The 20,968-nt window shown below is 71.3% G+C and carries 21 protein-coding genes; 15 read left to right on the top strand and 6 right to left on the bottom strand.

Translation table 11 applies throughout. The annotated features are described in order from the left end of the window. Nucleotides 1-125: 125 nt before the first annotated feature. The 3 genes from ACXJKQ_RS01635 to ACXJKQ_RS01625 all read right to left on the bottom strand — a co-directional run bounded on the left by ACXJKQ_RS01635 (nt 126) and on the right by ACXJKQ_RS01625 (nt 1,910). A complete protein-coding gene (locus ACXJKQ_RS01635; protein ID WP_457104070.1) occupies nt 126-791 on the bottom strand; it encodes an HAD family hydrolase in 666 nt (221 codons plus the stop codon). A 152-nt stretch (nt 792-943) separates the two neighbouring features. Next, complete coding sequence (locus ACXJKQ_RS01630; RefSeq protein WP_457104012.1) at nt 944-1,339, bottom strand: DUF2934 domain-containing protein; 396 nt, start codon at nt 1,337-1,339, stop codon at nt 944-946. A 100-nt stretch (nt 1,340-1,439) separates the two neighbouring features. Then, nucleotides 1,440-1,910, bottom strand: a complete 471-nt coding sequence (locus tag ACXJKQ_RS01625; protein WP_457104011.1) for an atp-dependent helicase — start codon at nt 1,908-1,910, stop codon at nt 1,440-1,442. Nucleotides 1,911-2,096: 186 nt separating this feature from the next. Between ACXJKQ_RS01625 and ACXJKQ_RS01620 the strand changes: the two genes are divergently transcribed. The 4 genes from ACXJKQ_RS01620 (at nt 2,097) to ACXJKQ_RS01605 (ending at nt 5,124) form a co-directional block, all read left to right on the top strand. After that, nucleotides 2,097-2,663 (top strand): NifU family protein, encoded by a 567-nt coding sequence (locus tag ACXJKQ_RS01620; RefSeq protein ID WP_457104010.1) that lies wholly within the window; start codon nt 2,097-2,099, stop codon nt 2,661-2,663. A 406-nt stretch (nt 2,664-3,069) separates the two neighbouring features. Beyond that, the gene (gene tsaB, locus ACXJKQ_RS01615; RefSeq protein WP_457104009.1) at nt 3,070-3,744 is read left to right on the top strand and encodes a tRNA (adenosine(37)-N6)-threonylcarbamoyltransferase complex dimerization subunit type 1 TsaB; all 675 of its coding nucleotides are present in this window, start codon (nt 3,070-3,072) and stop codon (nt 3,742-3,744) included. Then, entirely contained in the window at nt 3,741-4,256 is a 516-nt protein-coding gene (locus ACXJKQ_RS01610) for a GNAT family N-acetyltransferase (protein WP_457104008.1), read from the top strand. Before tsaB ends, ACXJKQ_RS01610 begins: the two co-directional genes overlap by 4 nt. Nucleotides 4,257-4,260: 4 nt before the next feature. Next, entirely contained in the window at nt 4,261-5,124 is an 864-nt protein-coding gene (locus ACXJKQ_RS01605) for a lysophospholipid acyltransferase family protein (RefSeq protein ID WP_457104007.1), read from the top strand. Nucleotides 5,125-5,138: 14 nt separating this feature from the next. On the opposite strand, the gene ACXJKQ_RS01600 is transcribed toward ACXJKQ_RS01605, so the two are convergent. After that, the gene (locus ACXJKQ_RS01600) at nt 5,139-5,414 is read right to left on the bottom strand and encodes a pentapeptide MXKDX repeat protein (protein WP_457104006.1); all 276 of its coding nucleotides are present in this window, start codon (nt 5,412-5,414) and stop codon (nt 5,139-5,141) included. Nucleotides 5,415-5,709: 295 nt separating this feature from the next. Here ACXJKQ_RS01600 and ACXJKQ_RS01595 point away from each other — a divergent pair, with 295 nt between their 5' ends. From ACXJKQ_RS01595 to ACXJKQ_RS01565, 7 genes are all read left to right on the top strand, one after another. Next, nucleotides 5,710-7,446 (top strand): L-lactate permease, encoded by a 1,737-nt coding sequence (locus tag ACXJKQ_RS01595; protein ID WP_457104005.1) that lies wholly within the window; start codon nt 5,710-5,712, stop codon nt 7,444-7,446. Nucleotides 7,447-7,614: 168 nt separating this feature from the next. Beyond that, complete coding sequence (gene miaB / locus ACXJKQ_RS01590) at nt 7,615-8,952, top strand: tRNA (N6-isopentenyl adenosine(37)-C2)-methylthiotransferase MiaB (protein ID WP_457104004.1); 1,338 nt, start codon at nt 7,615-7,617, stop codon at nt 8,950-8,952. Nucleotides 8,953-8,974: 22 nt separating this feature from the next. Then, entirely contained in the window at nt 8,975-10,078 is a 1,104-nt protein-coding gene (locus ACXJKQ_RS01585) for a PhoH family protein (RefSeq protein ID WP_457104003.1), read from the top strand. Nucleotides 10,079-10,080: 2 nt separating this feature from the next. Beyond that, nucleotides 10,081-10,560: an rRNA maturation RNase YbeY gene (gene ybeY / locus ACXJKQ_RS01580; protein WP_457104069.1), complete on the top strand. Its 480-nt coding sequence runs from the start codon at nt 10,081-10,083 to the stop codon at nt 10,558-10,560. 36 nt (nt 10,561-10,596) lie between these two features. Next, on the top strand, nt 10,597-11,730 hold the full coding sequence (locus ACXJKQ_RS01575) for a hemolysin family protein (protein ID WP_457104002.1): 1,134 nt from the start codon (nt 10,597-10,599) through the stop codon (nt 11,728-11,730). Between the two features lie 88 nt (nt 11,731-11,818). Continuing rightward, on the top strand, nt 11,819-13,450 hold the full coding sequence (gene lnt, locus ACXJKQ_RS01570) for an apolipoprotein N-acyltransferase (RefSeq protein ID WP_457104001.1): 1,632 nt from the start codon (nt 11,819-11,821) through the stop codon (nt 13,448-13,450). Then, nucleotides 13,447-14,697 carry an MFS transporter gene (locus ACXJKQ_RS01565; RefSeq protein ID WP_457104000.1) on the top strand — a complete coding sequence of 417 codons (1,251 nt, stop codon included), beginning with the start codon at nt 13,447-13,449 and terminating at the stop codon, nt 14,695-14,697. Before lnt ends, ACXJKQ_RS01565 begins: the two co-directional genes overlap by 4 nt. Here the strand turns inward: ACXJKQ_RS01565 and ACXJKQ_RS01560 are convergent. Both ACXJKQ_RS01560 and ACXJKQ_RS01555 read right to left on the bottom strand, forming a co-directional pair. Continuing rightward, nucleotides 14,643-15,119: a cupin domain-containing protein gene (locus tag ACXJKQ_RS01560; RefSeq protein ID WP_457103999.1), complete on the bottom strand. Its 477-nt coding sequence runs from the start codon at nt 15,117-15,119 to the stop codon at nt 14,643-14,645. The genes ACXJKQ_RS01565 and ACXJKQ_RS01560 overlap by 55 nt on opposite strands. Before the next feature lie 85 nt (nt 15,120-15,204). Next, nucleotides 15,205-16,794, bottom strand: a complete 1,590-nt coding sequence (locus tag ACXJKQ_RS01555; RefSeq protein ID WP_457103998.1) for a catalase — start codon at nt 16,792-16,794, stop codon at nt 15,205-15,207. Nucleotides 16,795-16,930: 136 nt separating this feature from the next. On the opposite strand from ACXJKQ_RS01555, the gene ACXJKQ_RS01550 reads away from it, so the two are divergent. From ACXJKQ_RS01550 to ACXJKQ_RS01535, 4 genes are all read left to right on the top strand, one after another. After that, on the top strand, nt 16,931-17,896 hold the full coding sequence (locus tag ACXJKQ_RS01550; RefSeq protein WP_457103997.1) for a LysR substrate-binding domain-containing protein: 966 nt from the start codon (nt 16,931-16,933) through the stop codon (nt 17,894-17,896). Nucleotides 17,897-17,963: 67 nt separating this feature from the next. Next, on the top strand, nt 17,964-19,454 hold the full coding sequence (locus tag ACXJKQ_RS01545) for a lyase family protein (protein WP_457103996.1): 1,491 nt from the start codon (nt 17,964-17,966) through the stop codon (nt 19,452-19,454). Between the two features lie 111 nt (nt 19,455-19,565). Further along, entirely contained in the window at nt 19,566-20,624 is a 1,059-nt protein-coding gene (locus tag ACXJKQ_RS01540; protein WP_457103995.1) for an AbrB family transcriptional regulator, read from the top strand. After that, complete coding sequence (locus ACXJKQ_RS01535) at nt 20,621-20,968, top strand: diacylglycerol kinase (protein ID WP_457103994.1); 348 nt, start codon at nt 20,621-20,623, stop codon at nt 20,966-20,968. The genes ACXJKQ_RS01540 and ACXJKQ_RS01535 overlap by 4 nt, the downstream gene beginning before the upstream one ends.

Here is a 20,968-nt window from a genome sequence, read left to right as displayed (position 1 = left end):
CCTGCACCAGTCCTTTTCGCGCATTTACGTAGCCGGCACCACTCTCCGTCACCGCGGGGCAACAGCGCGGCTGGAAGCTGTGGACGAATATCGTGCCGTCACAGAATCCGCTTGCTGTTCGTCGCTCAGCTCACAGTCAGCGGCGATTGAGTGAATCCGTCCAGCAGATCCTGCGGGTCGCGGTAGATCGCCACGCATCCGGCCGCGGAGAGGTCGGCTTCCGGGAAGCCACCGCAGAGGAGCCCGATCGTGCGAAGCCCGGCCTTTCCGGCCGCTTCGGCGTCATAGGGCGTGTCGCCAACGACGTGGACCGCATCGCGCGGGACACCGGCGAGTTTCTCGAGGGCGGCCTCGAAGATGTCGGGATGGGGTTTCGACCGGTCCGCATCGTCCGAACTGGTGGCGACGTCGACGAGGTCGCCGATCGTGAGGATCTCGATGTAGTGCTCCACCTCCGACCGCTTGCCGGAGGAGGCCAAGGCGATCTTGGCGCCAGCGGCCCGGATCCGCTCGAACAGAGGACGCACGCCGGGGAAAGGCCGGACTTCGGACAAATAGCGCCGCTTGAACAGGTCAGAGCGGTAGGCCTCGATCGTCTCGCCGTCCCGCGCGATCCGCTCCTGCGACAGGAACACGGGCATCAACTCGTCGCCGCCCTTGCCGATCTGTCGGCGAACCGCTGATTCGTCCGTCGCGACACCGAAATGCGCGAAGGCCTCCACCCAGGCCCTGGCATGGAGGTCGACGCTGTCGAGGAGCGTCCCGTCGATGTCGAAGATCACCGCGCGCATCGCCACCCCCTCGCGGGGCATGGCGCCCGCCTCCGGCCTGACAACCGGATCGGAACCGACCTGTTCCGGCCGCGTGCCGCGCGAAAGACAGAAGCCCGCCCCTGCGAAGGGCGGGCTTCTATCGTTCGTCGATGGCGCGTGAGCGCCGGTCGTCAGTGCATCGAGGCCGGGGTCCGGGCGGGCTTCGCCTTGGCGGCCAGGCCGGCGGTCACCGCGGTCTTGGAGGCCCGGGCGGTCTTCGGAGCCGCCGGCTTCGCGGCGGCCTTCACGGCCGCAGGCTTCGCAGCCACCGCCTTGGCGACCGAAGTTTTGGCCGGCGACGGCTTGGCGGCCGCACCCTTCGAAGCGGCGGCCTTCGGCGCGGCAACCGCCTTGGCGGTCTTCGCAACCGCGACCGTCGCGTCCGCCGGCTTGACCGCGACCATCGCGTTGGCGCGCAGCTCGGCCTCGGCACGAATCCAGTGGGCGGCGGCCTGGCCGTGAATCCGGCCCTCGCGCTCCCAGATGTAGTAGGCGCACTCGCGCACGTGGTGCTCGCTCATCATCATGCGGTCGATCTCCTCTCCGTCTCGCGAGCGACGATGGGAGAGCCCGGTTAAGCGTCGGTTAACCCTGGCGGCCGGGCGCCCGAGCGGCCGCTCGCCCGGCCTATTCGGCGATCCCGAGGACCCGCCGCGCCTCGGTCAGGAGCACGGCGTGACGGGCTGCGCCGGGACCCTGGTCCGGAGCCTCGCGGCCGGCTCGGGCGATCAAGTCCTGAAAGCGGCGGCGGTCGAGGGCGCGGTGGCCGATGCTGGCGAGGACGGCACCCAGGACGATCCGGACCGCCTCGGTGCGCTCCTCGGCCATGGCCAGGGCCTCGGCCGAGGCAGTGCCGTCTCGCGCCGCCTCGGGCTGCGGGGCGGCCTTCGCCTGGGTCTCGACGTCTTCCAGCGCCGCCGCGAGGCGACGCCCGTCCTGCCAGGCCTGGTCGTGCTGATGGGTGCGCAGGGCGAGCAGGACCCGGAGCGAGGCTGCCTCGGCCTGCGCCGCTTCCAGCTTGGCCTGCGTCTCGCGCAGGTCCTTCAGCGAGTCCCGCAGCAAGTCCTGCGCAAGGCTCTGGTCTGCGGTCACGTCCACGGCCGGCTCCACTGGCATCCCGATGCCGCACGTCCTGTCGCGGCGCCGGCCGAATGTCCACTCTCCAGGACGCCCCAGGGCGGCGCGACTAGTTGAGAAAATCCGCTTGCCGGTCCACATGACAGGCAGCGCCTCCTGGCGCCTGTCCCGGCCGGCCTTGAACCGGCGCAGCGGAGTGATCCCACCATGTTCATTCAGACCGAAGCCACCCCGAACCCGGCGACCCTGAAGTTCCTGCCCGGCCGCGTCGTCCTGTCGGAATCGACCTTCGAGGCGCGGGATGCCGAGGCCGCCGCCCGGTCTCCCCTGGCCGCGGCGCTCTTCGCCGTCCCGGGCGTGGCGGGTGTCTATTTCGGGCACGACTTCATTTCCGTGACCAAGGCCGAGGACGGTTCCGAGTGGGCGCAGGTCAAGCCGGCGGTGCTCGGCGCGATCATGGAGCACTTCCAGTCCGGTGCGCCCGTGATGGCCGAGGGCAGCCACGACGAGGTCGAGGCCGCCGACGAGTTTTACGACGAGGCCGATCACGACACCGTCGTGACCATCAAGGACCTGCTCGAGACCCGCGTGCGCCCGGCCGTGGCGGGCGACGGTGGCGACATCACCTTCCGCGGCTACAAGGAAGGCGTGGTCTATCTGGAAATGAAGGGTGCCTGCTCGGGTTGCCCATCCTCCACGGCGACCCTGCGGCACGGCGTGCAGAACCTGTTCCGGCACTTCCTGCCGGAGATCCGCGAGGTCCAGGCGATCTGAGGGCCTCGTTGCGCAGACACGCCCTGGGACCATGCCGGACGTCATGACCCTCGGGCGGACGTCGCAGGGGAAAGGAACCGGCCGTCTACAGGCCGGAGGCTCCGGTCCACGGCGCTCGGGCCGCTGAGAACGCCGCGGTAGACGGGGATCGCGCCGCCTGACGTGAGGGTCACCGGATCGGGCTTCTGCTCCGGCGGCGGATCACCCCTGCCGGAGGCCGTGCCGGTTCGGGGACACTCGCGGCGCGGCCTCCACCGGCGCAAGCCGGCAACACTCCACGACCGATGCGCCCGCCCCGGCCGCCGCGCCGCTGACGAAGCGCCGGTTTTGCTCTAACGCTAGAGGTTCTCCGCGTCCTTCGGGCGCGCAGGCAACGGCCGGCCCGGACCGGCTTGCGGGAGTGGGCGTGCGTATCCTGGCCATCGACACAGCGCTGGACACCTGCGCCGCCTGCGTCGCGACGGAGGATGCCGAGGCGCCGCTCTCCACCGAATCGCTGCCGATGGCGCGCGGCCATGCCGAATCCCTGCTGCCGCTGATCGAGCGGGTCATCGCACGGGTCGAGGGCGGCTTCGAGGCGATCGACCGCGTCGCCGTCACCGTCGGGCCCGGGAGCTATACCGGGTTGCGGGTCGGCCTGTCGGCGGCCCGGGCCATCGGCCTCTCCACCGGCAAGCCGGTCGTCGGCGTCGGTACCCTCTCGGCGCTGCTCGCGCCGTTGCTGGCCGAGACCGTCGACGCGACGATCGCGGCGGTGATCGATGCCCGGCACGGGGCCGTCTACGTTCAGGCCCTGGGTCCGGGTGACGGCCTCGCCCCGGTCCATATCGCGGTCGATGCGGCCGCGGAGCGGCTGGGTCCCGGCCCCGTCGTACTCATCGGCTCCGGTGCGCCCTTGCTGGCGGCTGCGCTGGCCGAGCGCGGCGTCGAGGCCCGCGTTGCCGGTGTGGCGGGTCCCGATATCGCGTCGGTCGCCTCCCTCGGGCTGGTGGCCGATCCGGTGCAGGCGCTGCCGCGTCCCCTCTACCTGCGCGGCCCGGATGCCCGGCCGCAGGACCACGCGCGGATCGCACGCCGATGACGCGTCCGTTGCCGTTCTGGCCGTTCGACTGGTGGTTCGCGTGGTGGGACGCGCTGACCCCGGAGCCGTATGTCGCTCCGCTCCGCGACGCCTCGCAGGCCCCTGCCCTCGCCCGCCTGCACGCGACGGCTTTCGCGCGCCCCTGGGATGCGCACGAGTTCGAGCGCATGCTCTGCGAGCGCTCGACCCAGGCGCACGCCCTGTGGCGCGCAGGCACGCTCCAGGGCTTCGTGCTGTCGCGCCGGGCGGCCGACGAGGCCGAGATCCTGACGGTGGTGCTGGCCCCGGCCCTGCGCGGGGGCGGCCACAGCCGCAAGCTGCTCCGCGAGCATCTGTCGAGCCTGGCTCTGGCCGGTGTCGCGCGCGTGCACCTGGAGGTCGACGAGGGCAACGCTCCCGCCCTCCGGCTCTACGCTCGTCACGGATTCCGTCAGGTGGGCTCGCGGACGGGCTATTATCTCAAGGCCGACGGCAGCCGGGCCACCGCGCTGACGATGAGCGCCGATCTGTGACGCCGTGAGCCGCCTCGGCATCGCATGGCGCATGGCGGCCCTGGCCTTCGCCCTCGCGGTGCTCGGGCCGCCGCACTGGGTCGCACTCCGGTTCCTGGGGCGCCGCGCGACGTTGGCGCCGATCCTGTTCCACCGTGCCTTCCTTCGCCTCTTCTCGATCCGGGTGACGGAGAGCGGCACGCCTCCGGAGCCCGGTGAGGCGGCCCTGGTGCTGGCCAATCACGTCTCCTGGCTCGACATCAGCGTGATCGGCTCGCTGCGCCCGCTCTCTTTCGTGGCGAAGTCCGAGATCGCCGGTTGGCCTGGAGTCAGCACGCTCGCGGGACTTCAACGCACGATCTACATCGACCGGCAGCGGCGCGGCGCGACCGCCACGGTCAGCACCGTGGTCGGGCATCGCTTGGCCGAGGGCGAACTCGTGGTGCTGTTCGCTGAGGGCACGACCGGCGACGGCACCCGCCTGTTGCCGTTCCGCTCCTCCCTGGTCGGCGCGGCCCGGGCGGCCCTTCAGGCGGAGGCGGGACGCGGGCGGGTGCGCCTTCAGCCCTTGGCGATCGCCTATCCCCGACGCAACGGCCTGCCGGTGACGCGTGCCGAACGCGCCGAGATCGCTTGGTACGGCGATATGGAACTGGCGCCGCATGTCGCCGACTTCATCCGGGGCGGACCGGTCGACGTGCACGTGGTCTGGGGTGCCCCGATCGCCTTCGAGGCGACGACCGACCGGAAGGCGGCGACGGCCGCCGCGGAGGCGGAGGTCCGCGCTGCGCTGCAGAGCCCGGTCGCGGGGCGCGGCGGCGCTGCACCGAACCCGCGCCCGACTCCCGCCGGGCGCGGCCTGCGCGAACCCGAGGCCGCGCCGGCCTGACCGGTCCGCGACGCTTATTTCGCCATCGGATCCGTCTTCCGCATCGCATCCGGAGTCGCGGATTTCTTGGCCATGCCGTCCTTGGCCATGCTGTCTTTGGCCATGTGGTCCTTCGCCATGCTGTCTTTGGCCATGTGGTCCTTCGCCATGCTGTCCTTGGCCATCGGCTCCTTGGCCATGTGGTCCTTGGCCATCGGCTCCTTGGCCATCTGCTCGGCGGCCAGGGCCGGGCTGGCGGCGATCGCGCCGGTCAGGAGAGCGGCAGAGACGAGGCGAAACAGGTTGCGCATGGGGTTGCTCCTCAGCAGACGCCGCGATGTGCGGCACGCTCGCTGTTTCGACGCCGGTGCGTACGGGTTACTCGGGGCGCCCATATCCCGTCGTGGAGGTCGGTCTCGCCACCGTTCCGCGCTCCCGATGCCCTCCGACGAAGATCCGGCGCGGGCGCAGGTTCGGGTCCGATCACGGCCTCGCCCGGCCGTGCAACGGGCCTGGGAATACATGATGCAACACATTGAGCGGGCGGAACTGCTCTGCTAGCTAGGCCGAAACCCGCATCAGGCGGGACCATTCGGAGGACGCCCGTTGCAAACCTGGAATCAGGTTTACGATCCGTTCGGGAGCGCTTGGCTCTCGACGATCGCTGCTTCAGTGCCGGTCATCGCACTGCTCGCCATGATCGCCAGCGGGCGCGTGAAGGCCCATATCGCGGCCGTCATCGCCCTCGGCCTCGCCCTGCTGGTCGCCATCGTCGGCTTCGGCATGCCGACCGGGCTCGCGACCCGGGCGGCGATCCTCGGGATGGTCACGGGCTTCTTCCCGATCGGCTGGATCATCCTCAACGTCATCTTCCTCTACCGTCTGACGGTGGAGAAGGGCTGGTTCGCGATCCTGCAGCAATCGGTTGCCGGCATCACGGCCGACCGGCGCCTGCAACTCCTGCTCGTGGCCTTTGCGTTCGGCGCCTTCTTCGAGGGTGCGGGCGGCTTCGGCACGCCGGTGGCCGTCACCGGCGCGATCCTGATCGGCCTGGGCTTCTCGCCGCTGGCCGCCTCGGGCCTGTCGCTGATCGCCAACACCGCGCCCGTGGCCTTCGGGGCGCTCGGCGCGCCGATCCAGGGCCTCGCCTCGGTGACCGGCTACCCGCCGGAGATCCTCGGCGCCATGATCGGCCGGCAGCTGCCGCTGTTCTCCCTAATCGTGCCGTTCTGGCTGATCTGGGTGTTCGCGGGCTTCCGAGGCATGATCCGGGTGTGGCCGCCGATCCTGGTCTGCGGCGCCACCTTCGCGGTCGCGCAGTTCCTGATCTCGAACTACGTGAACCCGTGGATCGTCGATATCGGCGCCTCGCTCGCCTCGATGCTGGCCCTGGTCCTGTTCCTGAAGGTCTGGCAGCCCGGCGAGATCTGGACCTCGCCGGCCCTGCGCGGCCACGATCCGTCGCTCGCCGTGGCCGGACCCCGTCCGGTGGCGCTCGGCGCCGGCGTGCCCGGCACGCCTCCGGTCCATACCGGTGCCCGCACCGCCTCGCAGGGCGAGATCCTGATGGCCTGGGTGCCGTGGATCATCCTCTCGATCGTGGTGGCGATCTGGGGAACCGGCTGGTTCAAGGGCATCGTCAACCCGCTCTTCACCTGGAAGTACGAGGTGCCGGGCCTGCACAACGTGATCATGAAGGTGCCGCCGGTGGTGGCCAAGCCCGCCCCCGAGGGCGCGGTCTTCCTGTTCACCTACATGTCCTACACCGGCACGGGCGTGCTGATCGCCGCGATCATCTCCGGCCTGATCATGCGGTTCTCGCCGCTGCGCCTCGTCACGGCGTATGTCGAGACCATCTGGGCGCTGCGCTACTCGCTGATCACCATCTCGGCGATGCTCGCCCTCGGCGTCCTCACCCGCTACGCGGGCGTCGACGCCACCCTCGGCCTCGCCTTCGCGGGCACCGGCATCCTGTACCCGTTCTTCGGGACGCTGCTCGGCTGGCTCGGCGTGGCGCTCACGGGGTCGGACACGGCCTCGAACGTCCTGTTCGGCGGCCTGCAGCGGATCACCTCCGAGCAGCTCGGCCTGCCGGGCGTGCTGATGGCGGCGGCGAACTCGTCGGGCGGCGTGATGGGCAAGATGATCGACGCCCAGTCGATCGTCGTCGCCTCCACGGCCACCGGCTATTTCGGCCAGGAAGGCAAGATCCTGCGCTTCGTGTTCTGGCACTCGATCGCGCTCGCCTGCCTGGTCGGCCTGTTCGTGATGCTGCAGGCCTACGTGCCGTTCTTCCAGCACATGGTCATCGACGTGCCCGCCGCGGCCGCGGCCGCGCACTGACCGAGGCGGCGGGTCCTCCGCCGCATCCGGAAACCGGCCGCCTGCGGGCGGCCGGTCGCGTTTCGAGGCGCCGCGACGGCCCGCGCGATCCGTGCTACAGGCCACGCGCCGCCCTGCCCCGCGGGGCAGGCACGAGGATCCAAGCGGACTGGTTCGGGACGGCGCGCGTTGAAGAAGGCTTTCGTCAAATCCTACGGTTGCCAGATGAACGCCTACGACGCGGCCCGCATGGCCGACGTCCTGGGCGCTGAGGGCTACGCGGCGACCGACTCGGTCGAGGACGCGGATGTCGTGGTCCTCAACACCTGCCACATCCGCGAGAAGGCCGCCGAGAAGGTCTATTCCGAACTCGGACGGCTGCGCGTCCTGAAGGGCGAGCGGACGGCGAAGGGTCAAGACACGCGCATCGTCGTCGCCGGATGCGTCGCCCAGGCCGAGGGCGCCGAGATCCAGGCGCGCCAGCCCGCCGTCGACGTCGTGGTCGGCCCGCAGAGCTACCACCGCCTGCCCGACCTGCTGGCCCGGTCCCGGGAGCGCCGCGTCGTCGACACCGAATTCCCGGTCGAGGACAAGTTCGACCACCTGCCCCGGCGGCGGACCCTCGGGCCGTCGGCCTTCCTCACCGTGCAGGAGGGCTGCGACAAGTTCTGCGCCTTCTGCGTGGTGCCCTACACCCGCGGCGCCGAGGTCTCGCGGCCCGTGGCGGCCGTGCTCGCCGAGGCCGGGACGCTCGCCGAAGGGGGCGTGCGCGAGATCACGCTCATCGGCCAGAACGTCAACGCGTATCACGGCGACGGCGCGGATGGCGCGCCGGTCGGCCTGGCGGACTTGGTCCGCGCCGTGGCGAAGATCCCCGGCATCGCGCGGATCCGCTACACGACCAGCCACCCGAACGACTTCGACGACGCGCTGGTCCGGGCGCATGCCGAGGTGCCGGCCCTGATGCCCTACCTCCACCTCCCGGTGCAGTCGGGCTCGGACCGGATCCTCGCCGCCATGAACCGGAAGCACACCGCCGACCAGTACCGGCGCCTCATCGACCGCGTGCGGGCCGCCCGGGGCGACATCGCCCTGTCCTCCGACTTCATCGTCGGGTTCCCCGGCGAGACCGACGCCGACTTCGCCGAGACCCTGCGGCTCGTGCGCGATGTCGGCTTCGAGAGCGCGTTCTCGTTCAAGTACAGCCCCCGCCCCGGCACGCCGGCCGCGGACCGTACCGATCCTGTGCCGGAGGCCGTGATGGCGGATCGGCTCGCCGAGCTTCAGGCGCTCCTCGACGGCCAGCGCCACGCCTACCAGCGGGCGGCCGCGGGACGGGTGTTCGACGTGCTGGTGGAGAAGCCCGGGCGGCATCCGGGCCAGGTCGCGGGCAAGACGCCGCACCTGCTCGCCGTGCAGTTCGACGCCCCGGTCCACCATATCGGGAGCGTGGTTCCGGTTCGGATCACCGAGGCGGGGACAAACTCCCTGTTCGGAGAACTCGTGGCGGAGGCCGCGGCGGCGTGAGGATGATGACGGGGATGACGGCTTGAGCGCGTCGGACGGGGCGGGCGCGCGCGGCGCCCTGAAGGGTCGCGGGCCGGCGCGCCCGGCCGGACAGGAGGAGGCGGTCGAGGTGCCGCTGACCTTCGACGACAACCGCCTCGCGAGTCTCGTCTTCGGCCAGTACGACCAGAACGTCGCCCATATCGAGCGCCGGCTGGACGTGACCGCCACGGCGCTGGGCAACCATCTCGTCATCAAGGGGCCGGCCGACGCGGCCGAGACCGCGCGTCGGGTGTTCCAGAAGCTCTACGCCCGGGTGCGGACCGGCGGCAGCACGCTCACCCTCGGCGACGTCGACGGCGCGATCCGCGAGGCCACCGCCCAGGCAACGCTGTTCCCGGCCGAGGTCATCGCGGTCGAGGCCGACAAGCCGCATTTCGAGCAGATCGCAACCCGCAAGCGTGGGGCCGTGCGGGCGCGCAACCCGGCGCAGGACGCCTACATCAAGCTCCTGCGCACCAACGAGCTGGTCTTCGCCGAGGGACCTGCGGGCACAGGCAAGACCTGGCTCGCCGTCGGCCACGCCGTGTCGCTGCTGGAGCAGGGGCATGCCGAGCGGCTGATCCTGTCCCGACCGGCGGTGGAGGCCGGCGAGCGGCTGGGCTTCCTGCCCGGCGACATGCGCGAGAAGGTCGATCCGTACCTGCGCCCCATCTACGACGCCCTCTATGACTTCATGGAGGCGCGCCACGTCGACCGGGGCCTGCAGACCGGCACGATCGAGATCGCGCCCCTGGCCTTCATGCGCGGGCGCACCCTGACCAACGCGGTGGTGCTCCTCGACGAGGCGCAGAACACCACATCCATGCAGATGAAGATGTTCCTCACGCGGCTCGGCGAGGGATCGCGCATGATCGTCACGGGCGATCCCAGCCAGATCGACCTGCCGCCGGGCCAGAAATCCGGCCTCGTCGAGGCCGTCGGCGTGCTGGAGGGCGTCGAGGGGATCGGGCACGTGCGGTTCAAGGACGTCGACGTGGTCCGCCACGACCTCGTCCGCCGGATCGTCACCGCCTACGAGCACGCCGCCCACGGCGAGGCCGACGCCGACCGCAATCCGAACCCCCGGCGCCGGCCGCTGGCGTGAGCATGCCCCACGAGATCGACCTCGCCGTCGAGGATGCACGCTGGGAAATGGCGATTCCCGACCTCGAAGCCCTCGTCACCCGCGCCGTGGAGGCCGGCCTCGCCATCGCCCCCGGGGGACCGGAAGGCCCTATCGAGGTCAGTGTCCTGTTGACGGACGATACCGCGGTTCAGGACCTCAACCGGACGTGGCGCGGACAGGACAAACCGACCAACGTCCTGTCCTTCCCGGCCGCCCCGCAGCCCCGGCATGCCGGGGCCGCGACGCCGCTGGGCGACGTGGTCCTTGCTTACGAGACCCTGGTGCGCGAGAGTACCGAGCAGTCGAAGCCGCTCCAGAATCACCTCGCCCACCTTCTCGTTCATGGCACCCTGCATTGTCTCGGTCAGGACCACGAGATCGGCGAGGCCGAGGCCGATGCCATGGAAGCCCTCGAGGTCGCGGCGCTCGCGACGCTGGGCATTCCGGACCCTTATGCCTGAGCGCGCGACAACCGAGCGACCCCAGACCCGAGAGACATGAGCAACGATCGAAGTCGCGGCGCGGCCCTGGCCGCGCCCAGTTCCAACGAGGGCGAGTCCCAGAACCGGGAGCCCTGGTACGACCGCCTGCTCCAGGCGCTCCATCTCAAGCCGCGCGATTCCCTGCGCGAGGGCCTTGAGGAAGCACTGGCCGAGCCGGATGCCGGCGAGAGCGGCCTCACCCCGCTCGAGCGCATCATGCTCAAGAACGTCCTCGGCCTGCACAAGGTGCGCGTCGACGACGTGATGGTTCCCCGGGCCGACATCGTCGCCGTGTCGAACGACACGAGCCTCGGCGAGTTGCTCAAGCTGTTCCGCACGGCGGGACATTCCCGGCTGCCGGTCTACGGCGAGACCCTCGACGATCCCCGCGGCATGGTCCACATCCGCGACCTCGTCGATCACATCGCCGCCAAGGCCGAGCCGACGCGGCGCAGCGCACCCACCGTCGTGAAGCCCGCGGACACGGTGGCCGAGGGCGCGGCGGAGGCGTCCCCCACGCCGCGGCCGCGTCGGCCCGCGGTGCGCCTGCCGCGCGGGCTGGACCTCGGCAAGGTCGACCTGACGACGACGCTGGCAGCGGCGCGCATCCAGCGGCCGGTCCTGTTCGTGCCCCCCTCCATGCCGGCGATCGACCTGCTGGTGCGGATGCAGGCGACCCGCACCCACATGGCGCTGGTCATCGACGAGTATGGCGGTACCGACGGGCTGATCTCGATCGAGGACCTTATCGAGGTCGTGGTCGGCGACATCGAGGACGAGCACGACGTCGCCGAGGACAAGTATGTCCAACGTGTCGAGGGCGAAGGCGAGGTGTTCGTGGCCGATGCGCGCACGCCGCTGGCGGAGGTCTCGGAGGTGACGGGCGTCGACCTCGTAGCGGCCGTGGGCGAGATGGCCGAGGAGATCGACACGCTGGGCGGCATGATCGTGACGCTGGCGGGCCGCGTGCCGTCGCGGGGCGAGCTGATCGCCGGCCCGGGCGACCTCGAGTTCGAGGTGCTCGACGCCGATCCGCGCCGCCTGAAGCGGCTGCGGTTCCACAAGGGCGCGGCGCGGATCGGGACCGTCGTGCCGCTCGCCCTGCCCCCGCCATCGAGCACCCCGATCGCCGAGACGCCGCACCCGTGACGGTCGCTTCGTGACGGGCCTGGCGGATGGTTTCGCCCGGTCGCCTGCGGCGGCCGGCGCACCCATGCGTGGCCCGATGCGGGGTCCCATGTCGGATCCGGAGCGGGCGCCTGTGCCGCGCGCCGTCCTGGCGATCGCCCGGCTGGCCGGCTGGCGCCGGCTCGGGCTGGCGTGGCTCGCGGGCGTGCTCGGGGCGCTGGCCATGCCGCCCTACGGGATCCTGCCGGCCCTGGCCCTGTCCTTGACGGTCGCGGTCTGGCTCCAGGACGGGGCCGTCTCCGGGCGGACGACGCTGGGCCGGTTCCGGCCCTGCTTCCTGATCGGCTGGGCCTGGGGCTTCGGCTATCTCACCGCCAGCCTGTGGTGGCTGGGCCAGGCCTTCCTCGTCGAGGCCGATGAGTTCCTCTGGGCTTTGCCCCTTGGCGTCGTCGGACTGCCCTTCGCGCTGGGCCTGTTCTACGGCGCGGGGTTCGGGGCGGCGGGTCTGTTGTGGGGGCGCGGTCCGGCACGCATCGCGGCCCTCGCCTTCGGGCTCGGGGGTGCCGAATGGCTGCGCGGCCACCTGTTCACCGGCTTTCCCTGGAACACCCTCGGGATGGCCCTGGCGCAGAACCTCTGGCTGATGCAGTGGGCTGCCGTGATCGGTCTCTACGGCCTCACCATCCTGGCTGTGCTCGTCTGCGCGGCCCCCGCGACGCTTGCCACCGGGTCGCGTCCGCGTGCTCGGTTCGGACCGAGCGCCGCCGCCGTGATCGTGCTGGTCGGCATGGCCCTCTACGGCGCCGCCCGGCTCGGCTCGCCCGATCCGGTCGTGGCCGGGGTCCGGTTGCGCCTCGTGCAGCCCAACCTTCCGCAGGACGCCAAATTCCGGCCGGAGAACCGGGCTGACATCGTCGACCGCTACATCGAGCTGAGCCAGCGCCCGACCGAGGCCGGCGCCCCCGAGCCGACCCACATCGTCTGGCCGGAATCCGCCTTCCCGTTCCTGATCCAGCGCGATCCCGACGCGCTGGCCAAGGTGGCGGCGGGCCTGAAGACCGGGCAGGCGCTGATCACCGGTGCGGCCCGCGCCGAGGAGCCCCTGCCGGGTGAGCGCCTGCGCTACTACAACGCCGTGATGGTGATCGGGGCCGACGGCCGGATCTCCGACAGCTACGACAAGGTCCACCTCGTCCCGTTCGGCGAGTACCTGCCGGCGCCCCTCGACGCCGCCCTGCGGACGCTCGGCCTGCGCCAGTTCGTGGCCATCCCGGGCGGCTTCTCGGCCGGGTCGCGCGCCGGGCAGCGGATCCTGACGGTTCCGGGCCTGCCTCCGGTGGCGGCCACGATCTGCTACGAGGCGATCTTCCCGGGCGCGATCCTGCCCGCCGGGGTTGCCGCGCCGTCGCCGCAGCCGCCTGGGCTGATCCTGAACGTCACCAACGACGCGTGGTTCGGCGACACGCCTGGCCCGCGCCAGCATCTGGCCCAGGCGCGCCTGCGCGCCGTCGAGGAGGGTCTGCCGCTCGTGCGCGATGCCAATACCGGGATCTCCGCGGTGATCGACCCGCATGGCCGCATCGTCGCCCACACGGCGCTCGACGAGGAGACCTGGCTGGACGCGGACCTGCCCGCCCGCATCGTCGGCGGCACGCTCTACGGCCAGTTCGGCGATGCCGCCTTCGCGCTGATGCTCGCCGTCTGCCTCGGCGGGGCCGTCGTCGCACGGCGGCGGCCGTGAGGTCGGAGCCCGCTACCGCGAACCGTCTCCTGCTCGGCCTCGCGCTGATGCTGGTCGCGTTCAACCTGCGGCCGGCGCTCAGCACGGTCGGCCCCCTCCTGGCGACCATCCGGGACGAGACCGGGCTCGGGGCAGGCGGGGCTGCGATCCTGACGACCCTGCCGGTCCTGTTCCTCGGCATCGCCTGCGCGCTGGCCGCACCGCTGATCCGGCGGATCGGACCCGATCTCGCCGTGCTCGCCGGCTCGACGATCCTGGTGGCCGGCCTGACGCTCCGCGGCCTCGGCGGCCTCGTGCCGCTCTTCGCCGGCACGGCGCTCGCCGCCATCGGGATCGGCCTCGACAACGTCCTCCTGCCCGCCCTGGTCAAGCGCGATTTCGCCGGGAACGGCGGTCTGATGACCGGTCTCTACACGATGACCCTCTGCCTCGGCGCGGCGGCCGGGGCCGGTGCGGCGGTCCCGGTGGAGCACGCCCTCGCGGGCGGCTGGCCGTCCGCGCTGGCGATCTGGTCGCTGCCGGCGCTGGCCGCCGCCTTCCTGTGGATCCCCTTCGCCCGCAGGTCTGCTTCGACGAAAGCCCCTTCGATCGGTCGGCTGCTGCGCAGCCCGCTGGCGTGGTGGGTGACGGGCTTCATGGGGTTGCAGTCGTCCCTCGCCTACATCCTGTTCGGCTGGCTGCCCCTGCTGCTGCAGGGACGCGGCCTCTCTCCTCTCGATGCCGGCCTCTATGCCTCACTCACGACGCTGGTCCAGGCCCCCGGGGCGCTGCTGACGGCCACGCTGGCCGCCCGTGCGCGGAATCAGCGGGCTTGGATCGTCGCGATCCCGGGACTCACCGCTGCGGCCTTCCTGGTCCTCGCCTTCGGAGCGGATTCCCTGCGAATCCCGGCCGCCGGCGCGCTGGGCTTCGGCATCGGCGGCTGCTTTGGCCTCGGGCTCACCCTGATCGTCCTCCGTGCCGCCGACGCGGCGAGCGCCGCTGGGCTCTCGGCCATGGCGCAGGGCATCGGCTACACGGGTGCCTGTCTGGGGCCGCTGGCCTTCGGTCTCGCCCACGAGTCCACGGGCGGCTGGGGTGTGCCGGGAGCTCTGTTCGTGAGCGTTGCCATGGCCGCGATCCTCATCGGCCTCGCCGCCGGCCGGGACCGCAAGGTCAGCGTGGCCGAGCCCGAGACGCGGGGCGCAGCGGCTCAGCCGCTGACCTCGCTCCAGCCCGTGAACCCGGCCAGCGGCTCCTGGTCGTAGCGCGCCATCAGGTCGGTCGTCGCGGCCTGATCGGCGAGCCGGCCCTCCGCGGCCAGCCGTGCCAGTCCCTCGAAGAAACCCTCGCGGCCGAGCGCCGGCGCGAAGCTCAGGGTGAAGCGGAGCGGCTGGTCGCCGCGATTGGCGAAGGCGTGGGCGATGCCGGGCGGGATCAGCGCGAAGTCGCCCGGCCCGAGGTCGTGGTCGGCGTCCGCGACCCGGAGGGCGAGCCGGCCCGCTTCGACCGAGAAGGTCTCGGTCAGCCGCGCGTGGCGGTGCAGTCCGGCACCGGGTGTCCGCGGATCCATCGCGACCCGGTAGATGCCCAGGCCGTCGGCGGTCTCGTCGCTGCGGGCCAGATACGAGATCTGCATGCCGCCGATGACGGCGTTCGGGTCGAGCCCCCGGTGCACGACACGCGTCATCGCCGCCCCCGCCGAATGTTCAAACAAGAACCCCGCGCGGTCGCGAGACCGCGCGGGGCATCGATCGTCGTCGGGACCGCGCGGCTTACTCGGCGGCGACCCGGTGGGCCTGCGCGCCGTCCGTGTAGGTCTCGGACTGCAGGCGCTGGCCCGGGGCGGCGCGGCCCGGCAGCGGCGGCAGGGCCTTGGCCTTCTCCAGGTCGATCCCGGCGCCCTCGGCGACACGGCGGCCGTAATCCTCGTCGGCGTGCCAGAAGTGCCAGACCATCCGCAACTGGATCGGCTCCGGGCACTGCTTCATGTCGCCCACGAGGTTGGCGATCAAGTCGTCGCGTTCCCAATCCTGGAACGACCGGTAGCGCACGCCCGCCTGGGTGTAGTCGTCCTCGGTGCGCGAGGTCTGGTAGCGGCCGAGATTGCCCTGGACCGGCTGGTGATAGTCCTTCGTGGGCTTCGGAGCCTCGCGCAGGCCCTCGGCCAGGGTGGAGGGCTCGTAGTTGATGTGCTTGTTCGGGCCTGTGCCGTCGACCGTGTAGGCCATCTGACCGTCGCGCTGGTTCGAGTAGACCCGCACGCCGGGCTGCGGCGCGTTGATCGGCAGCTGCAGGTAGTTGGCGCCGACGCGGTAGCGCTGGGTGTCCGAGTAGGACAGCGTCCGGCCCTGCAGCATCTTGTCGTCCGAGAAGTCGATGCCGTCGACCAGAACGCCGGTGCCGAAGGCCGACTGCTCGACCTCGGCGAAGAAGTTGTCCGGCACGCGGTCGAGCACCATCCGGCCGCAGGGCAGCAGCGGGAACTGGTCCACCGGCCATAGCTTCGTGTCGTCCAGCGGGTCGAACGACAGGGGGTCGTTCGGGCCGTCCGGCATGATCTGCACGGCGAACTCCCATTCGGGGAAATTGCCGGCCTTGATGTTGTCGTACAGGTCGCGGGTCGCGTGGCCGACATCCTTGGCCTGGATCTCGGAGGCCTGTTGAGACGTCAGGTTCCGGACACCCTGCTTCGGGATCCAGTGGAACTTGCACAGCACCGCCTCGCCCTGGTCGTTGACCAGCTTGTAGGTGTTGACGCCCGAGCCTTCCATCTCGCGGTAATTGGCCGGGATGCCCCAGGGCGACTTCAGGTGCGTCACCATGTGGATCGACTCGGGGTGCTGCGCCACGAAGTCGAAGAAGCGCCACGCCTCCTGGCGGTTGGTCACCGGATCCGGCTTGAACGCGTGGATCATGTCGGGGAACTTGATCGCGTCGCGGATGAAGAAGACCTTGAGGTTGTTGCCCACGAGGTCCCAGTTGCCGTCGACGGTCTTGAACTTGACCGCGAAGCCGCGCGGGTCGCGCTCGGTCTCCGGGCTTTCCTTGGCGCCGGCCACGGTCGAGAAGCGCACGAACATCGGCGTCTTGACGCCGGTCTCGTTGAGCACGCGGGCGCGGGTGTACTTGGAGGCCGGCTCGTCGCCGATCTTGCCGTAGGCCTCGAACCAGCCGTGGGCACCGGCGCCGCGGGCGTGGACGACCCGCTCGGGGATGCGCTCGCGGTCGAAGTGGGTGATCTTCTCGATGAACTGGTAGTTCTCAAGCGTCGCAGGCCCGCGCTCACCGACCGTGCGGGTGCTCTGGTTGTCGCGGACCGGATGGCCCTGGCGGGTGGTCAGGATCGGGCGTTGATCGCTCATGCGTACCGTCTCTCCGTGCTGCGAAGGCTGTCGACCGACATCGCGGCCAACCTGGAACCGTTCTGGTCGGGGGTTATGACCCCGGCATGACCCCGTGGCAAATGCATCGTCACAAAGGTTCTGATAGGCAGAGCCTATGAACCTGGCGGGCCTCTCCCTGCGTGATCTCGAATACGTCGTCGCGGTCGCCGACGAAGGGCATTTCGGCCGGGCCGCCGAGCGCTGCAACGTCAGCCAGCCGACGCTGAGCGTGCAGATCCGCAAATTAGAAACCGCACTCGGCCTGTCTTTGTTCGAACGCTCGAACCGCAGGATCCTCCTGACCGAGGCCGGGCAAGGAATAATCCGTCAGGCGCGCGTGGTCCTGGCAGAGGCGCAGCGTCTCCTGGCGCTCGCCAGCGAGGGCCGCGGCTCGCCGCTGACCGGGCGGCTCGTCCTCGCCGCGATCCAGACGCTCGGGCCGTATTTCTTCCCGTTGGTGCTGCGGCCGCTCCGCGAGCAGTATCCGTTGCTGATGCTCTCACTGGCGGAGTCGCGGACCACCGAGATCGTCGAGGGTCTGCGCGACGGGCGCATCGACGCGGCGCTCGTGTCGCTGCCGGTGGCGCCTCAGGGGCTGACGGTCGCGCCGCTGTTCGTCGAGCCGTTCTGGCTCGCCTGCCCGGCGGAGCATGCCCTCGCCCGGGGCGGTGCCCTGTCGGCGACCGAGATCGGCGGTCCGGACCTGCTGCTCCTCGACGAGGGCAACTGCCTGCGCGACCAGACGATCGCGGCCTGCGGCGCCGGGACCTCGGCCGGCCGCCACGCCACGAGCCTGGAGACGCTCCGCTCGATGGTGGCCGCGGGCGCCGGCTACACGCTGCTGCCGGCCCTCGCGGTGCCTGTCCACCCCGATCCCAGCGGCCTGACGGTGACCCGTGCCTTCGCTGTCGACGGACCGGGACGCACCATCGCCCTGGTCTGGCGAGCGAGCGACCCGCGGGCCGCGGGGCTTATGAACCTCGCCGGCTTCTTCCGGGCGCACGCCCCCCCGGGGACGGCGGCCTGTCGTGACCGCGAGACGGCCCCATCCGAGGCCCCCACTCCGCGCGGTCGTGAATAGGATGGCGGGCCTTGCAGGTCTATCAGGCGGGTCCATCAGGATCGGGCGGAAAACGGGGAGCGGGCCGATGCGGCGCATGAGGGTCTGGGCCGTGCTGGCGCTGCTGGTCCCCGCTGGAGCCCACGCCGAGCCGAAGGACAGCTTCGCCCGGATCGATGAGATCAACCGCGCCTCCCTGGTGATGACGGTGGAAACCGGCATCGTCCCGCGCGCTCTGGCGGCCACCATTGCCCGCGCCCTCGATCAGGTCGCCGCCGACGCGGCGAAGCCGGGGGCCGACCGGCCGGACGACTACCTCCGGATCGAACCGCTGATCACCGCCGTCGCCGGCCCCGACGCCACCCGGATGCATGCGGGGCGCAGCCGCCAGGACATCATCCCGACGGTGCTGAAGCTCGACCAGCGCGACCGCCTCCTCACCCTCGCCAAGACCCTGGCCGAGACCCGCGCCGCCCTGCTGGCGGTGGCCGAGCGCGAGGCCGATACGATCGTCCCGGCCTATACCAACGGGGTCCAGGCCCAGCCGACGACGCTCGGCCATCTGTATCTGGGCTACGCGGCCGTGCTCGCCCGGGATTCGGACCGCCTGCGTGAGACCTGGGCAAGACTGAACCAGTCGCCCCTGGGCGCGGCCGCCCTCGGGACGTCGAGCTTCCCGGTGGACCGCAACCGGCTAGCGGCCCTGCTCGGCTTCGATGCGCCGGTGGAGAACAGCTACGATGCCGGACAGCTCGCGCCGATGGATATGGGGCTTGAGCTGACCGGGCTCGCGGCCAATCTCGCCACCACGGCCGGCAGCTTCGCGCAGGACCTCTACGCGCAGTATCATGAGACCCGGCCGTGGATCCTGCTGCGCGAGGGGGCGTTGACGGGGCCGAGCAGCATCATGCCGCAGAAGCGCAATCCGGTGGCGCTCTACGGTCTGCGCATGAAGGCCAGCGACGTCGTCGGGGCCGCACAGGCCTTCGCGATCATGGCGCACAACGTCGATTCCGGGATGCCGGACTACAAGCGCAACCAGGCCGAGCCCCCGGGGCATACCCTGGCCGAGGCCGCCGAGATGTGCCGGCGTTGGACCCGCGTCCTCGACGGGCTGGTGGTCGACCGGGCGCGCGCCGCCGACGAGGTCGCGGCGGATTACGCCACCACCACCGAACTCGCCGACACGCTCCAGCGCGAGGCGGACGTGCCGTTCCGGCTCGGTCACTACTTTGCGTCCGAACTGGTGAGCTACGGCCGCAGCCACGACCTGCGCCCGGCCGACCTGCCCTTCCCGGAGGTGCGGCGGATCTATGCAGAGGCGGCCGCCGGATCGGGGCTGACACCGGAGCTGCCCATCGATGAGGGCCGACTTCGGGCGGCTTTGTCGGCCCGGGGCATGATCGACGCCGCCAAGGGACTCGGCGGCCCGCAACCCGCGGAGGTCCGGCGGATGCTGGCCGGCGCCCGCGACCGGCTGGAGGCCGACCGGGCCTGGCTCGACGGCCGCCGCAAGGGTCTGGCCAATGCAAGGGCACGCCTCGACACCGCCTTCGCCGCCCTGACCCGCGAGCCCTGACGTTTGCGCGGGGCGGCCGTGTCGAAACGCTGCCGTGACAGGGCCAATATTGCGGTATAGCGCGCGCCTGACGCCTGCCGGCTGAAGCGGGCCACGCCCCGATCGGTCGCCTTGCCCCCTCTCCGCACCTTCGGCCTCTGGGCCGCCCTCGCTGCCGCGTCCGCGGTCCTCTCCTACGGACTGATGCGCGCGCAGTTCCCGGCCGCATTGCTGCTGGGGCCGATGATCGCGGCCATCGCCTTCGGGGTCGGCGGCTCGCGCCTGCGCGTGCCGCGGTCCGCCTTCCAGGCCTCGCAGGCGGCGATCGGCTGCCTCGTGGCGCACGCCGTCACCGGGCAGATCGCCCAGACCCTGCTGGAGGACGGCCCGCTCATCGTCGCGGTGGTGCTGGTGACCGTCGCGGTCAGCGGCCTCGTCGGCTGGATCCTCACCCGGCTGCGCGTGCTCCCGGGGACCACCGCGGCCTGGGGGTCGTCCCCCGGCGGCGCCTCCGCCATGGTGGCCATGGCGGAGGATTTCGGCGCCGACCCGCGCCTCGTGGCGTTCATGCAGTACGTCCGCGTCGCGGCCGTGGTGTTCTCGGCCTCGCTGGCCGCCCGGTTCCTGATGGAGACGCCGGTGCCGGGGGCCGCCGCCGGGGCCGGCGAGGTCACCGGCCCGCTCGCCCTGCTGGCGACCCTCGCGGTCGCCGTCGTGGGCGCGGGTGCGGCGCTCGCCCTGCGGGTGCCGGCCGGCGCGCAGGTCGGGCCGATGGTGCTCGGCAGCCTCCTCCACGCGACCGGGCTCGTCCGCATGGCGCTGCCGGTGCCGATCCTTGAGCTCGCCTATGCCTGCATCGGCATCTACGTGGGCCTGCGCTTCACCCGGGAGACCCTGCGCCTGACGGTCACGGCCCTGCCCGGTATCCTGGTGGCGACCTTCTCGGTCATCGCCCTGTGCGCGGCGTGGGGCTGGGGGCTGACCCTGCTCCTGCCGATCGACCTCCTGACCGCCGTCCTCGCCACCAGCCCCGGGGGCCTCGATTCCGTGGCGATCATCGCCGTCGGCTCGAAGGCCGACGTCTCCTTCGTGCTGGCGGTCCAGACCCTGCGCCTGTTCGTGGTGCTGCTCACCGGCCCGCTGCTCGCCAAGTGGATCAGCCGGTCGGTGCCGGAGACGGCCGTCCGATGAACGCCCTGGTCCTGGCCTTCCTCAATTCCTGGCGCGGCCTGCGCCACGGCGCCCGCACCGAGCGGGCCGTGCGGCAGGAGCTGATGCTCCTGGCCGTAGGCGTGCCGGTCGCCCTGGTCCTGAGCGGGACGCTGTGGGTGCGCATCGCCCTGATGGTCAGCCTGCTGCTGATGCTGGCCGCCGAGTTTCTCAACACCGCCGTCGAGAAGCTCTGCGACCATGTCCATCCGGGCCACCATCCGATGATCGGCACCGTAAAGGACCTCGCCTCCGCCGGCACCTTCATGGCGCAGATGGCGGCGCTGCTGGTCTGGGTGGCGGCCCTGGTCGACCGGCTGGGCTGA

This window comes from Methylobacterium sp. P5_C11 (genome assembly GCF_054049775.1).
This window is presented reverse-complemented; position numbering and strand designations above follow the sequence as displayed.

Coding starts and splice junctions, on each gene's coding strand:
- ACXJKQ_RS01635 (WP_457104070.1), bottom strand. CDS start 791: ATGCGCGCGGTGATCTTCGACATCGACGGGACGCTCCTCGACAGCGTC.
- ACXJKQ_RS01630 (WP_457104012.1), bottom strand. CDS start 1,339: ATGATGATGAGCGAGCACCACGTGCGCGAGTGCGCCTACTACATCTGG.
- ACXJKQ_RS01620 (WP_457104010.1), top strand. CDS start 2,097: ATGTTCATTCAGACCGAAGCCACCCCGAACCCGGCGACCCTGAAGTTC.
- ACXJKQ_RS01610 (WP_457104008.1), top strand. CDS start 3,741: ATGACGCGTCCGTTGCCGTTCTGGCCGTTCGACTGGTGGTTCGCGTGG.
- ACXJKQ_RS01600 (WP_457104006.1), bottom strand. CDS start 5,414: ATGCGCAACCTGTTTCGCCTCGTCTCTGCCGCTCTCCTGACCGGCGCG.
- ybeY (WP_457104069.1), top strand. CDS start 10,081: ATGCCCCACGAGATCGACCTCGCCGTCGAGGATGCACGCTGGGAAATG.
- ACXJKQ_RS01575 (WP_457104002.1), top strand. CDS start 10,597: ATGAGCAACGATCGAAGTCGCGGCGCGGCCCTGGCCGCGCCCAGTTCC.
- lnt (WP_457104001.1), top strand. CDS start 11,819: ATGTCGGATCCGGAGCGGGCGCCTGTGCCGCGCGCCGTCCTGGCGATC.
- ACXJKQ_RS01560 (WP_457103999.1), bottom strand. CDS start 15,119: ATGACGCGTGTCGTGCACCGGGGGCTCGACCCGAACGCCGTCATCGGC.
- ACXJKQ_RS01555 (WP_457103998.1), bottom strand. CDS start 16,794: ATGAGCGATCAACGCCCGATCCTGACCACCCGCCAGGGCCATCCGGTC.
- ACXJKQ_RS01550 (WP_457103997.1), top strand. CDS start 16,931: ATGAACCTGGCGGGCCTCTCCCTGCGTGATCTCGAATACGTCGTCGCG.
- ACXJKQ_RS01545 (WP_457103996.1), top strand. CDS start 17,964: ATGCGGCGCATGAGGGTCTGGGCCGTGCTGGCGCTGCTGGTCCCCGCT.
- ACXJKQ_RS01535 (WP_457103994.1), top strand. CDS start 20,621: ATGAACGCCCTGGTCCTGGCCTTCCTCAATTCCTGGCGCGGCCTGCGC.